Source organism: Listeria costaricensis, from assembly GCF_900183385.1.
In the GTDB taxonomy this organism is placed as follows: Bacteria; Bacillota; Bacilli; order Lactobacillales; family Listeriaceae; genus Listeria; species Listeria costaricensis.
The window spans coordinates 188,602-202,417 of sequence record NZ_FXUT01000004.1 but is presented as its reverse complement, the minus strand read 5'-3'; the positions used below and the strand labels follow the sequence as shown (position 1 = coordinate 202,417).

The 13,816-nt window shown below is 47.7% G+C and carries 11 protein-coding genes; 3 read left to right on the top strand and 8 right to left on the bottom strand.

The features are described from left to right. Positions 1-31 precede the first annotated feature (31 nt). Positions 32-1,423 (top strand): DHA2 family efflux MFS transporter permease subunit, encoded by a 1,392-nt coding sequence (locus tag CS921_RS04060; RefSeq protein WP_099221774.1) that lies wholly within the window; start codon positions 32-34, stop codon positions 1,421-1,423. A 94-nt stretch (positions 1,424-1,517) separates the two neighbouring features. Here CS921_RS04060 and pbpD1 read toward each other — a convergent pair whose 3' ends face one another. From pbpD1 to iolA, 8 genes are all read right to left on the bottom strand, one after another. After that, positions 1,518-2,855: a D-alanyl-D-alanine carboxypeptidase PBPD1 gene (gene pbpD1, locus CS921_RS04055; RefSeq protein WP_099221773.1), complete on the bottom strand. Its 1,338-nt coding sequence runs from the start codon at positions 2,853-2,855 to the stop codon at positions 1,518-1,520. A gap of 131 nt (positions 2,856-2,986) precedes the next feature. After that, complete coding sequence (locus tag CS921_RS04050) at positions 2,987-4,666, bottom strand: CocE/NonD family hydrolase (protein WP_099221805.1); 1,680 nt, start codon at positions 4,664-4,666, stop codon at positions 2,987-2,989. 354 nt (positions 4,667-5,020) lie between these two features. Continuing rightward, positions 5,021-5,908 carry an NlpC/P60 family protein gene (locus tag CS921_RS04045; protein ID WP_099221772.1) on the bottom strand — a complete coding sequence of 296 codons (888 nt, stop codon included), beginning with the start codon at positions 5,906-5,908 and terminating at the stop codon, positions 5,021-5,023. A gap of 302 nt (positions 5,909-6,210) precedes the next feature. Further along, positions 6,211-7,080: a class II fructose-1,6-bisphosphate aldolase gene (gene fba / locus CS921_RS04040; protein WP_099221771.1), complete on the bottom strand. Its 870-nt coding sequence runs from the start codon at positions 7,078-7,080 to the stop codon at positions 6,211-6,213. A gap of 22 nt (positions 7,081-7,102) precedes the next feature. Then, positions 7,103-9,019 (bottom strand): 3D-(3,5/4)-trihydroxycyclohexane-1,2-dione acylhydrolase (decyclizing), encoded by a 1,917-nt coding sequence (gene iolD, locus CS921_RS04035; protein WP_099221770.1) that lies wholly within the window; start codon positions 9,017-9,019, stop codon positions 7,103-7,105. Between the two features lie 19 nt (positions 9,020-9,038). Beyond that, the gene (gene iolC / locus CS921_RS04030) at positions 9,039-10,016 is read right to left on the bottom strand and encodes a 5-dehydro-2-deoxygluconokinase (protein ID WP_099221769.1); all 978 of its coding nucleotides are present in this window, start codon (positions 10,014-10,016) and stop codon (positions 9,039-9,041) included. A 13-nt stretch (positions 10,017-10,029) separates the two neighbouring features. Beyond that, positions 10,030-10,851, bottom strand: a complete 822-nt coding sequence (iolB, locus tag CS921_RS04025) for a 5-deoxy-glucuronate isomerase (protein WP_099221768.1) — start codon at positions 10,849-10,851, stop codon at positions 10,030-10,032. A 17-nt stretch (positions 10,852-10,868) separates the two neighbouring features. Further along, positions 10,869-12,335 (bottom strand): methylmalonate-semialdehyde dehydrogenase, encoded by a 1,467-nt coding sequence (gene iolA / locus CS921_RS04020; RefSeq protein WP_099221767.1) that lies wholly within the window; start codon positions 12,333-12,335, stop codon positions 10,869-10,871. Between the two features lie 303 nt (positions 12,336-12,638). Between iolA and CS921_RS04015 the strand changes: the two genes are divergently transcribed. After that, positions 12,639-13,409 (top strand): DeoR/GlpR family DNA-binding transcription regulator, encoded by a 771-nt coding sequence (locus CS921_RS04015; RefSeq protein WP_099221766.1) that lies wholly within the window; start codon positions 12,639-12,641, stop codon positions 13,407-13,409. 13 nt (positions 13,410-13,422) lie between these two features. Next, positions 13,423-13,812: a tautomerase family protein gene (locus CS921_RS04010; RefSeq protein WP_099221765.1), complete on the top strand. Its 390-nt coding sequence runs from the start codon at positions 13,423-13,425 to the stop codon at positions 13,810-13,812. Positions 13,813-13,816: the final 4 nt, after the last annotated feature.

The following is a 13,816-nucleotide window of genomic DNA, read 5'->3' as shown; positions in this document are numbered from 1 at the left end:
TTTGAAAACAGCACGATTGAAAGGAGAATTTATGACGAAAAAACATACAAATCCCAATCTAATTATGCTTGGTCTGCTGATTGGCGGTTTCGTAGGCATGTTCAGTGAGACGGCGCTCAATATTGCGATCCCTGAACTAATGACTCAATTTGACATCAGCGCGGGTACGGTGCAGTGGCTACTGACTGGCTATCTGCTGTTGATCGGTATTACTTTACCGCTTGCAAGTCTGTTAACAAAGCTTTTCTCGACGCGCAAACTGGTTATTTTTGCAATCTGCGACTTTATGGTCGGCGCGATTATTGCTGCTCTGGCGGTGAATTTCCCGATGCTACTTGTCGGAAGGCTGATTCAGGGGCTGGCGACCGGGATCATTTTGCCGCTTATTTTTATCGTTCTACTGGCTGTCTATCCGCCTAACAAACGCGGGGCAGCGATGGGACTTGTCGGACTCGTGATCATGTTTGCACCGGCGATCGGGCCAACACTTGCCGGACTGATTATCGGCTTGCTTTCATGGCGGTTCATTTTCTGGCTGCTCGTCCCACTCATGCTTATTGCACTTTTTATCACCCTTCGATTTATGAAAAATGTAACGGAGGTCACCAAGCCGAAAGTGGACTTCTTCTCAATCCTACTTTCTACGATCGGTTTCGGCGGCCTTGTAATTGGCGCCAGCATGGCCAGTGATGCAGGTTGGGGATCGCCTGTCGTTTTAGTCAGTCTTTTGATTGGCCTGCTTGCACTCTTTTTCTACGGAAAACGCCAGCTTAAACTCGACACACCGATCCTAGATGTTCGTGCTTTCCAAACCAAACGCTTCACACTCGGCCTTTTGCTGGTGATTCTTAATTTTGCTATGATCATGTCGTCCATGTATCTTTTACCGATGTTTTGGCAAAAAGGGATGGGCATTTCGGCAACGGAAACCGGTCTTTTAATGTTACCTGCTGGTGTCCTGAACGCCTTCTTTTCGATTATTTCGGGACGGCTGTTCGACCGTTTCGGTGCCAAGGCGATCGTCCAGCTCGGCTTCCTTTTCGCAATCTGCGGTTCGGCCCTGCTGGTATTCGCCACGAACACCTCATCGATCTGGTACGTCCTCATCGCCCACATGGTGCTGATGGTCGGAATCCCGCTTATCATGTCACCTGCACAGATGTACGGTCTGAACGCGCTTAGCGGCCCACAGGCTTCAGATGGCAGTTCGATCTTGAATACGTTACAACAAATCTTCGGCGCCGTTGCAACAGCCATTACGACGAGCTTGTTGAGCTTTGGTGAAATCAACGCACAGGATGCCGGAAAATCAACCGTCGAAGCGTTCGTTCAAGGTTCGCACCTCGGCTTCGGTTTCACACTGGCGATTGCTGTAATCGGGCTGATCGTCGCATTCGGACTGAAGAAACCTTCTGCATCATGAAAAAAATCTGTCCTTCTTAAATGAAGGGCAGATTGACATTTTTCATCATAAAAAAAGGCTGTAAAACATNNATGTTTTACAGCCTTTTTTTCTATTAAAACCAGCCTTTGACGCCGTCCACTACATAATCGCCAACGCCTACGAAGAAGTTGCCTACAGATTGCATGGAAAGAACGAACCAGTTGGCTTTTTCAACATCGCCAGCCGTTGCCACTCCAATTGTTTCTGCTTGCTTGCCGTCCAGATAGCCCAAATCGTCGCCATCTTTAAGCGCTACGGTCATTGTGCCAACCTTGGTGCCCTTTTTAACCGGGGCCTCGAGCTCCTTCTTGTCGAGCGTTACTTTTGTTTCCAGTTTGGCTTTTTCAGTCGATTTCGGTACAACCAGTTTGACATCATCTGTCGTCACTAGTCCCACTGAATCTTCCTTCCCTTTTGTCACCGCCACAGATGACGGATCTGTTACTTTCGTGCCTTTTGCCTGTACGTCCATTACTTTAAAATTATTAAACGCATAATCGAGCATTTTGTTTGTCTCGTCAAAACGGGCGCTATTGTGATCACTACTGCTGTCGCCACCATTGGCATGCATCACAACCGTAATCACGCGCATGCCGTCCTGCTCAGCCGTAGCTGTCAAGCACATGCCGGCATAATCTGTCGTCCCTGTTTTCAAACCGTCGACACCTTCACGACCGTAAAGCAAACCGGGCAAAAGCCAGTTCCAGTTGGTCATGTCAATGGCATCAGAAGTGCCCTCGCGGAACGTCTTTTTCGTAATGCTCGACGTTTTGAGAATTTCTGGATAATCATCAATCAAATGCTTGGCTAGCTTGGCCATGCCGCGTGCCGTCATCTGGTTCTCATCCGTTGCACTGCCGACTTGCTGACCGCCTTTCAAGTCTGAGTTATTCAGCCCTGTCGAATTGACGAATTTGTGCTCGCCAAGGTTCAGCTCTTCTGCTTTCTTGTTCATCATGTCGACGAATTCGGCTTCGCTACCGGCCATTTTCTCTGCCAGCGCAATCGCCGCACCATTTGCCGAATAGATCGCCATCGCTTCATACAGTTCCTGCACCGTGTATTCTTCGCCTAGACGAAGTGGCACATTGGAAAGCGAGGTATCCTGCGAGATTTTATAGGCATAATCAGAAATCGTTACCTTGTCGTCCCATTTCAGCTTGCCAGAATTGATTTGTTCTAGCAGTATGTACTCGTCCATCATTTTCGTCATGGAAGCAATGCCCATCAGTTTGTCGGCATCTTTTTGGTAAAGGACTTTACCCGTGCTTTCTTCAATGGCGATCGCTGCATTGGCATTCACATTTGGCTGTTCGGCCGCCGCTGCACTTTTAGGACTGACGAAAACGCCGCTAGCAGCTACTCCAAGCGCAAGTGCCGCGACTGTTATTTTTTTGATTAATTTATTCACTCTACCTTCTCCTTCATTGGTTTCTGTCTATTTATAAATTCCCTTTTTAGAATCATCATGGCTAATTTTACAGTTACTTCTTATTTTACCATGATTTAAAAGCAGAGTATAGGAACTATTTGCATAAAAAATCATTTGATGATCGGTAAAATGATATGGGACGGATGTGCCAGATCGTGATAAATCTGCTGACGGGCTGTTCGGCTGGCGGTCGTGTCGATGAAACTGCCGCCTGTATTTGGATTGGGGTCAAACCGCGGGAAGTTGCTCGATGAAATTTCCACACGAATCTGGTGCCCTTTTAAGAATACATTGCTGGTTGCCCAAAGATCGATCGTATATTTATACACTTTATTATCCAAAGGTGCCTTTTGCTGCTTGGCGGCTCGAATAATGCCGTCCGTTAGATTGTAGGCCGTTCCGTCTGGCGCTACGTCTACTAGTTTCGCCGTAAAGTCGGTATTCGGGGCATCCGTTCGTGCATAAAGTTCGACCTGGATGGGGCCGGTCACCTCAAGCTCTTTTTTCAGCGGTGCTGTTGTGTAGCAGAGGACATCTGCCCGTTCTTCCAACTGCTGTTGATCTTGCGGACCGTCTGCGTGGAGGCCCTTATGCAGTGTTCCTCCTCCGTATGACGGCACGGGATTTTCTGGATCATAGATAAACTGATCGACAGGACTTTTCTCGTCTGGCTGGTGAAAACTGGCTGTTCCATCGCCGTTTTTTGTGTTGGCCTGCCCGTTACTATGAAAATAAAGCGGGGTGAAATGGGTGTTTTCAAGCGGCCAATTTTTCGCCGTCTTCCACTGATTGGTTCCCATCACAAAGTACTGAATTGGCGGGATGATTTTTTCGGGCGCCCCTTTCAGCCAGTGGTCAAACCAGTCTAAATGAAGCTCGTGCATGCTGGCCTCACCAAATCGACTTGCGGCCACGCCAAAATTCCGGTCACCAATATAGGAAACAAAATTGGCGTGCGTCCACGGCCCGATAATCAGCCGGTCGCCTAGGCCGCGCTCATGCCCATTCTGAAAATTGGCGATCGTCTTGTCGAGAAAGCAGTCGTACCAGCCGGCAATATGTAGACCCGGTACGCGCACTTTTTGATAGACACTTTTCACATCAATTTTCTGCCAATGCTCATCTTCTGCATGCAGCCCTAGCAGTCTGTCATAATAGTCCATCGCACCTGTACGCGTAATCGGCCGATACTGCCCGTATGGCTTCCGGCTATAGCTCTCCTCGATTCCATCCAGATCCTGCAACAAGTCTGCCATCCTCGTCTCCAACTGATCCGTATCTCTATAGCGGCGCAAAAGCATATCCGGCAGAATTGATTCCAGATTCCAAGTCGTCCACATGCCCAGCTCAAGCGCGCCGTCATGGTCATTAAACACGTCCGTCATGCTGTTTTGCGCCATCACAGGAGCCACCACTTTCAGCTTTTCCGAACCGCTGATTGCCGCCAGCATCTGCGTGTAGCCATAATAAGACAGCCCAAACATGCCGACCTGCCCATCAGAATAAGGTAGACCCGCTGCCCATTCGATCGTATCATAGCCGTCCTCTACTTCCGCCACATACGGCACAAACTCCCCTTCCGATTCAAAACGCCCCCGCACATCCTGAACAATCACCACATAGCCGCGCTCAGCCAGCACGTCCGGTCGCAGAAAATGCAGACCGTATTTTTTACTATACGGCAGCCGAGTCAATAGCACTGGATAGCGTCCGTCATCATTGGGGCGGTAAATGTCTGCCGCAAGCCGCACACCATCGCGCATTTCCGCCATCACATTTCGCTCGATCATAATTTGTTTCACGTGAAACACTCTCCTTTGATCTGAAAATATTCCTTCACGTCCATTTTTTCCCACTTTGGGTTGGATGTCAAACGAGCCGTTTTTGGGATATAATGTTCTTGTAATAGCCAAAATTTGTCAGTCTGGAAGTGATACGATGTCCTCAATTTGGCGCACATTGCTCTATGTAACAGCTGTGTTTTTAGGCGCTGGCCTAGTGGTGACACTCTTAACGCTTGTCATCAGCTATTTCGTTTTGACCTAGTAAAAAAAGCTCTGAAAGCTGCGCCAACCTCCCGAATGTTAGATTTTTAGGACTAATATTTGGAAGTTGGTGCAGTCTATTTTCAGAGCTTTTCATCATTAAAAATTCGCTACCCGTCCATAACCGACGAGATAATTTTTCCAGTAACCGCTGGCGATGTTGTCTAATTTGACGCCATTATTTTGGCAGTTGATCATCGTGCCATTGCCTACATAGATGCCGACATGGGCAATCCCGGAGCCGTAATTGAAAAAGACGAGATCGCCGGCTTTTGCCTGGGAGGAGCTGATTTTTTGAGCGGCGTTGTACTGCTCGCGCGCCGTCCGCGGAATCGTTTTGCCAATGCCGTTTTTAAATACATATTGGGTATAGCCGGAGCAGTCAAAAGTTTGTGGACCGACCGCGCCGTAAGTATATTTTTTGCCGAGGTGCTTTTTTGCTTCTGAATAAAGCGCGTTGTAGTCATCTTTAGCAGGCGTATTGGCTGCATTTACGAACCAGTATTTATCGCCCTTCAAGTCGCTAGCCTTAAAAAAGACCATCCGCTTTGTATCGCCGTAATAATCGGTGGAAAACCAGCCGTTGCTTTCGCCGCGGACTGTGATGGAGCCTTGAAGCTCGCCAATTTTACGCATTGCCGTATTCGCGGTAATGTTGGTTTCATTCGGATTGACCAGTTCATAGATGGCTACTTTGCCGTTTGTTTCTACTCTGGTCGGCTGCCCGTTTTTAAGTGGTGTGACGAATTGACCTGGCAGATAGCGCTGCTTATTTGACCAAGTGTAGCCCTTGCCGCCTCCATGACCGTGAATCGTATAGGTTGTATTTGGTTGATTTGTATAGGCTGTCGTGCCGTTTAAATTGCGTTCGTAAGTGCTGAATCCCCACGTATTTTTACCTTGCACAGCTGCTTCTGCCTGCTTCGGAAGGAACACGAAGAACAGTGCGGCAATCAGCAGTGCGACCCCCAAACTCCATTTTTTCATATATTTATAAAACCACCCTTTTTTATAAAATCGCTTTCAAACTATCAAAAGCATAGCATACGCATGTTACAGTTGTTTAACAGGTGGTCGACAATTCAAAATCAGACTTAAGTAGCAGTGCGGGCAAATTTACTTATCCTGTATCAGGTATTTAGTCGACCCGGTTACATCCAAAATGTCGCCCCCCGGCAAAGCGGGCTGGTTGTTCTCAATCAAAAAAACAGGTCAGAAAACGTGTCGATGCGTTTTCTAACCTGTTTTTTGTGTGGCTGAGCGATGGGTGCCCCAGCTTCTTTTCTAGATTATTCGACGTGTTGTGCCAGACGATTGGTCGAGCCGAATTCGGTCATTTTCTCTTCCACGACGCGTTCAATGGCCGTTATGCTGGGCAAAAGAAGGGCTCGCGGTTCAAAAACTTCTAGATTTTCTTCCATCGTCTCCTGCAAGGCCTGTCGCCAAGCCAGATTGCACTCTGTGTTGATATTGATCTTGGCATGCCCGTAAGCAATCGCCTTTTTCAGCTGCGCGAGTGGAATGCCGGATGCGCCGTGCAGGACGAGCGGAATGTCGATGGCTGCTCGGATGGCCTGCATTTCATCGAAGCCCAGAACCGGCTCGCCTTGATACTTGCCGTGAACGGAGCCTAGGGCGGCTGCCAGCGCGTCAATTTGGGTTTCTTCAACGAGACGGACACATTCATGCAGGTCTGCATATTTGATACCGCCAACCAGTCCGTCCTCCATGCCGCCGACCGAACCGACCTCTGCTTCAACAGAGACAAATTTGGCATGGGCATAGTCTGCCACTTTTTTGGTGTTGCGGATATTTTCCTCGATTGGCAAGTGGGAACCGTCGTACATCACGGAGCTGTAGCCTGCGTCCACGGCGGCGATGCAGCGCTCGACTGTTTGGCCATGGTCAAGGTGCAGGACGACTGGGATGGTGATGTTCATTTCTTTCATTAGCGCGTCGACCATTTGGGCAATCGTTTTGAAGCCACCCAGATAGTCAACAATTCGGTCACTCGAAGCGATGATGACGGGAGACTTGAGGCGTTCAGCCGTGCGCAAAATTGCCTGCGCCCAGATGAGCCCGTTGATGTTGAATTGGCCGACTGCATAGCCGTTTTTTTCGGCATCTTTCAGTAAATGCGTCATGGATACGAAAGCCAAGCGAATCCCTCCTTTTTCCCCTTTAGAATTTGCGGGCTTTCTTTAACATTTCCTGTTTATCAGCAAAGGCTTTTTGAATGCCCGCCTTGCCGGAAACTTCTGAAACGCCAACATTCCACCAGCCCAAGTAGCCGTCAGTCATGGTTTTTGGTAAAACTTTCATTTCGATTAGGGTCGTGCGGGTTTCTTTTTTCGCTGCCTCAAGCGCGGCAATGAGCTCTTCTTTATTGTTGGCACGGAAAACTTTGGCGCCGTAGCCTTCTGCAATTTTGGCATAGTCCACGTTCATAATTTGATTGTTTTGATCGCGGAACTCACAGTAGAAGCTGTCGCTGCCGTTTTCCATTTGCAAATTGTTGATGCAGCCGAAGCCAGAATTATCAAATAGCATGATGTTGATTTTATAGCCGTATTGTAAGGAGGTCAGCAGTTCAGAATGCAGCATGTTGAAGCTGCCGTCCCCAACCATCGAGTAGACCTCTTTGTCCGGTTCGGCAATTTTGGCCCCCAGCGCTCCGTTAATCTCATAGCCCATGCAGGAATAGCCGTATTCGAGGTGATACGTGTCGGCTACTTTTGGATCCCAAAGCCGTTGCAGGTCGCCCGGCAAGGAGCCAGCAGAAGTGAGCGCAATACTGTCCTCTGCTACGACATCATTGATCGTGACAAGCGCTTCTGTCTGAGTGAATTCCGTGCGGAGGGCATCTGCATATTCGTTCAGGGTGGCTTGGTCAAACTGATCTTTGATTTCCGGGTCAAAATTTTCACGTGTAAATTTGATATTGGCCAAGCGGTCGCGTTCCACGTACCATTCCGCCTTCAGCGCCTTCAGTTCATTGCCATAGCTCGTCTGGTAGCCTTCAAGCGCCGGAATGAGCGCCTGCAGGGTCACCTTGGCATCTCCCACGACTTGGAATGCATCAAATTTATAGGCTTGCGGACGGCTAACATTGATATTTAGAAACTTGGTTGTCTCATAGTTGAATGCTGTTTTGGAGCTGGTCGTGAAGTCCGTATAGCGCGTCCCAATTCCGATGATCAAATCGGCGGCTTTAATCGCCTTATTGGAAGCAAGCGTCCCGAGTATCCCGTTGCCGCCCAAATTATTCGGGAAGGTGCATTCGACGGTCGACTTGCCGGCATGCGTTTCGACAAGCGGGATATTGTATTTTTCCGAAATGGCGATAAGTTCTTCGCGGGCGCCGGAATAGCGGGCACCTCCGCCAACAATGATCACAGGGCGTTTGCTGGCCTTGATGGTTTCGACCGCTCCACTCATTTCACGTTCGGTAGGAATGCGACGGTTTACGTAATGCACCCGTTTTTTGAAAAAGTCTTCGGGGTAATCGTAGGCCTCTCCTTCTGTATCCTGCGCAATGCAAATGGTTGCTGGACCTGCTGTTGCCGGATCGGTCATCACTTCAAACGCACGAAGCAAGGCGCTCATCAGCTGTTCAGGGCGCTCGATCCGGTCCCAATAACGCGATACCGGGCGCAGTGCATCATTCGTGGAAACGTCGGCGCTGTACTCATGCTCGAGCTGCTGCAAAACTGGATCTGGCTGACGTGTCGCAAAAGTGTCTGCCGGCAGGAAAAGAACCGGAATATTATTTGCCAAGGCTGTCCCTGCTGCGGTCACAAAATTGGCACTGCCCGGACCTGCTGATGCTGTACATGCAAAAATTTTCTTGCGGTTATTCTGCTTGGCAAATCCGATCGCCGCATGCGCCATTCCCTGTTCATTTTTCCCTTGAAAGACTTTTAAATGGCCTTGATGTTCTTCCAGCGCCTGCCCGATTCCGACGACGTTCCCATGGCCGAAAATTGCAAATACGCCTTCGACAAACGGTGTTTCTTCGCCATCGATCTCTATATATTGCTGATTTAAAAATTTTACCAAAGCTTGAGCGGTTGTTAAACGAATCGTTTTCCCTGCCACCTTTTATACCTCCATTCGATTACTTTTGTTCTTCCAGTAAAGTTTCGATTTCAGCTGCTGTCGGCATGGCATCAGACGAGCTGTGCTTGCTGATCACAATGGATGCTGAAGCGCTGCCATATTTGAGCGCCGTTTCGATCCCCTTGTCGTTAAAGAGCGCGTATAGGAAGGCGGAAGCGTAAGAATCGCCCGCGCCAAATGTTTTCAATACGTTTGTTTTGTAAACGCCTGCTTTAAATGTAGCGCCCTCACGTGTATAGGCAAATGAACCTTCCACGCCATGCTTGATAACGACGAGTTTGGCCTGATTTTCAAACAGATGATGTGTTGTAGCTTCGTTCGTGCCGCCCTCTTTGCCTTCCATCATATCATATTCGTCGCGCGTCCCGATGACAATATCGGCCTGTTCTGCCACAAGCGTATAGTAAATGGCGGTCTCTTCTTCGGATACCCATGTATATGGCCGGTAATCCAGCTCAAAAACCACCAGGCAATCATTTTTCTTAGCCAGATGAATCGCATGTAGAACGGCCTCACGTGACGGACTTTTTGAAAGGGCTGTTCCAGATACCAGCAGGACGCGTGCCTGACGGATGTAATCTTCATCCACTTCGCTTGGCGCCAAATAGAGATCGGCCACATTGTCGCGATACATGAGGATGCTGCAATCTTCGGGACTTTTGATTTCCGTGAATGCCAGACCAGCTTTGCGTCCTTCCGTGTCGAGCACCATGCCAGTCGTATCCACTCCGACGCCCGCCATATAAGACTGGATGAAACGGCCATGCTGATCATCTGGAATTTTCCCGATAAAGCCGGCTTTCAGTCCCAGCTTGGACGTTCCAATTGCAATATTCGCCGGACTGCCGCCGACATATTTGGAGAAAGTCATGGTTTCTTCCATCGGCCGGTTATATTCCACCGCGTTCAAATCGATGCAGGCACGCCCAATGGCAATGATGTCAAATTTTCGCTCGCTATTTTTATTCAAGTTCATTCTTTTTTCCTCCCTATTCTCGGTCTAAAATCCATTCATGGGCCGGATCATTATGGAACTTCCAAACTCTCGTCGGACCGGCCATCACATTTAAATAGTATGAAGTATAGCCATCTGGAACGCCGACTGGATGATAACCAGCTGGCACTAGCACCATATCTCCATTTTCAACGGTCATGGTTTCATCAATCGAGCGGTCATCTGTATAGACACGCTGAAAAACAAAGCCCTGACGCGGGTTCATTTCATGATAGTAGCTCTCTTCAAGGAATGATTCTTCCGGTAAATTGTCCTGATCATGTTTATGCGGCGGATAGCTTGAGAAGTTGCCGCCTTCCGTGTATACCTCCACAACGAGCACACTGTCGGCGATCTCGGAGGAATCTGGCAAGATATTATGGACATGGCGCTGATTTTGATACTTGCCGCGGTCCTCAATTGAGTTGTCGCTGGCTTTGATCAGCTTTGTCGGCAATTTTTTCCTAGTAGGTGAGTAGCAAAGTGCCACGCGGGCTATTTCCGACTCGCCCTGAATGGTAAAACTGCGACTGTTTCCGATATACACACTATCTGTGGGAATTTTTTCAAAGACGGAATCCCGCGTCCCGATTTTTTCAAAAGTTGTCTCGCCTTCCTGAACGGTAATTTTACCTGTAAGGGCTACGATACAAACTTCCTCCCCGTCCAGACTCTCTTGGTAGACCGCACCTTCTGCAAGGTCAATCATCCGAAAGGCCACATAAGTAAGCGGCGAATTGGCTTTATGGATTTCATGGACAAGCGTCACGCCATCCTTGATTGCTTCATGTTTTGGTTTGCGCAGTAGTTTTTTCATTTCATTTGGCCTCCTGATTATTCCGCAAAGCCTTTTTGCGGGTATCTTGCCGTAACAACCTTTTTATGTGTGAAGAAATCTACGCTGTCTTTTCCATTGGCGTGAAGGGTTCCGTAGAAGGACGATTTCCAGCCGGAGAACGGGAAGAATGCCATTGGCGCAGGCACGCCCAAGTTGATTCCAAGCATTCCGGCATCAATATTTTCGCGGAAATACCGAATCGCATTGGCATTATTTGTGAACAGGCAGGCTCCATTGGCGAATTCCGAACGGTTGGCTGTACGAACGGCTTCCTGCAAATTTTTCACCCGAATGATTGATAGAACCGGCGCAAAAATTTCATCCTTCCAGATTGTCATATCTGTCGTAACTTCCTCGAAAATCGTCGGTCCGACAAAGTAGCCATTTTCAGGTGCTGTTTCGCGACCATCTACAGCCAGTTTGGCGCCTTCTTCCAGCCCTTTTTCAATATAGGCGAGCGTTCTTTGTTTATTTTCATCACGAATGACCGGTCCCAAGAATACGCCATCGTCTAATCCATTCCCGATTTTCACGTTTCTAGCCTTTTCTTTTAAAGCTGCTACAAATTCATCATAAATGCCATCTTCAACAGTTGCAACTGCGCAAGCCATGCAGCGCTCGCCGGCAGAACCGAAAGCCGCTGCAATCACATTGGTCACGGTATCTTCAATATCCGCATCATTTAGAACGATCGTATGGTTTTTCGCACCTGTTAGCGACTGCACGCGTTTCAAATTAGCACTTCCTGTTTTATAAACATACTCGCCGACCGGTTTTGATCCCACGAAGGAAACCGCTTTGATCGTCGGGTTTTCCAGAATGCCATTGACGACATCATGCGCACCGTAAACGACATTTAAAACGCCATCTGGCAGCCCAGCTTCGGAAAAAAGTTCGACCAGCTTTTCCATTAGAAGCGGCGTGCGTTCAGAAGGTTTTAAAATAAAGCTGTTTCCAAGCGAGATTGCCATTGGGAACATCCAGCATGGCACCATCATCGGAAAGTTGAACGGTGCAATCCCGCCGCATACTCCGATTGGATAGCGATAGTTGGCAGCCTCGACATCCGTTGCAATGGATGCCAGTGAGTCCCCCATCATGAGAGACGGTGTGCCAGCCGCAAATTCAACATTCTCAATGCCGCGTCCCACTTCGCCAAGTGCTTCGGATAAGTTTTTTCCATTTTCGATCGTGATCAGTTTTGCCAGTTCTGTTTTATGCTTTTGGAGCAGCTGTTGAAAATTGAATAAAATGCGGGCACGTCTGGGAACGGCTACTTTACTCCATTTTTCAAAAGCTGATTGGGCAATTTCTGCCGCCGCATCAAGTTCCGCACGCGTTGAGATTGGGACTTGGCAAATAACTTCTCCCGTTGCCGGATTGTAGACATCTTCATATTTATCCGTATTGCTCTCTACCCATTTGCCGCCGATAAAGTTCTTTAACTTTCTTACTTCTGTCATAGTCGTACTCCTCCACATCACTTAATTTATTCAACAAATGACCATAAATGTTATCTTTTGATTATATTACTAATAATAGTTGATTACATTCAGGGAGTCAAGTCCTTAAATGGAATTTTTGTGAGGTTATAGTTAAATTACTGCTCTTTATAACTGTTTATCGAAACCTAAAATAACCAACCAATATTTAAACTTACTCAAAAAAGTTAAATATTGATTATTTTTTGGTTATATGTTATAAATGAGTATATTAGTACAACAGAACGAATGGCTTTTGATCAAAATGAAAAGGTGGAAAACAATATGAAGGTGAAGCGAATTCAAGCAATCGAGGATTATATCCACACACAGGGAAGCGTCAGCCTTGATGATCTTTGTGAGTACTTCGGTGTCTCCAAAAATACGATTCGTCGCGATATTAATAAAATTGTCGAAAAGAAAACGATCAAAAAGGTTTATGGCGGCGTCGTTTCTCTTCAAGAAAATGTGAATGAGCTGCTGCCGTTTGAAAATCGCGACATTACCAATCATTCCGAGAAGGAAAAAATCGGCGAACTGGCGGCACAATATATAGAAGACGAGGACTTAATTTTTATTGATTCGGGCACGACGACACGCTATCTGGTTGACCACATCCCAAGTAGCAAGAATGTAACCATTATCACCAATAATTTAGACGTCATCAATCTGGCGGCTGACAGGGACAATATTCACATCCTCGTAATCGGAACGACCTTTAAGCGCAAAACAAAGTCCTTTGTCGGCATTGAAAACTGGTCTTTTTTCCAAAAGTACAATGTGACCAAGGCTTTTATGGCGGCCACCGCATTTTCGGCGTCTCACGGCGTCATGAATTCGGATATTTTGGAATATGAGGTCAAAAAACGCATGATTGAAAAGGCTGAGAAGAAAATTCTGATGGTCGACCATACGAAAGCGGACAAATCCGCGTTACTGACTTATGGCTCCTTGGCTGATTTTGATGTGCTGGTTACTTCCAAAGAACTGCCAGCAATTTATGAACAGTACTGCCGTGAAAATCAGATTGAACTAGTTTACAATTTGGAAAAGTGAAAGGAGTGATCGAATGCCGCTTCTAAATATCGATGTGCTGGAGGGCCGGTCTGATGCGGAACTTCGTCTTCTGCTGGACACGATCCACACTGTTGTTGTGGCGGCTTTTGGTGTCCCCGAGCGCGACCGTTATCAAATTCTCCATCAGCATAAGAAAAATGAGATGATCATTGAGGACACCGGTCTCGGCTTAGATCGGACAGACAAAGTGGTGATCATTCGCATGACCAGCAAAAAGCGCACACCTGCACAAAAGCAGACTTTCTATCGATTGCTAGCGGAGCAGCTGGAAGAAAAGCTGGCCATCCAGTCGAGCGACATCATGGTTTCAATTGTTGAAAACAGCGATGCAGACTGGTCTTTCGGCTTCGGTCGGGCGCAGTTTTTGACTGGGGAGCTTTAGAAAT

Bases quoted from the DNA above. Each gene is read 5' to 3' on its own strand.
- CS921_RS04060 (WP_099221774.1), top strand. From the start codon at position 32: ATGACGAAAAAACATACAAATCCCAATCTAATTATGCTTGGTCTGCTG.
- CS921_RS04050 (WP_099221805.1), bottom strand. From the start codon at position 4,666: ATGATCGAGCGAAATGTGATGGCGGAAATGCGCGATGGTGTGCGGCTT.
- CS921_RS04045 (WP_099221772.1), bottom strand. From the start codon at position 5,908: ATGAAAAAATGGAGTTTGGGGGTCGCACTGCTGATTGCCGCACTGTTC.
- iolC (WP_099221769.1), bottom strand. From the start codon at position 10,016: ATGAACTTGAATAAAAATAGCGAGCGAAAATTTGACATCATTGCCATT.
- iolB (WP_099221768.1), bottom strand. From the start codon at position 10,851: ATGAAAAAACTACTGCGCAAACCAAAACATGAAGCAATCAAGGATGGC.
- iolA (WP_099221767.1), bottom strand. From the start codon at position 12,335: ATGACAGAAGTAAGAAAGTTAAAGAACTTTATCGGCGGCAAATGGGTA.
- CS921_RS04015 (WP_099221766.1), top strand. From the start codon at position 12,639: ATGAAGGTGAAGCGAATTCAAGCAATCGAGGATTATATCCACACACAG.
- CS921_RS04010 (WP_099221765.1), top strand. From the start codon at position 13,423: ATGCCGCTTCTAAATATCGATGTGCTGGAGGGCCGGTCTGATGCGGAA.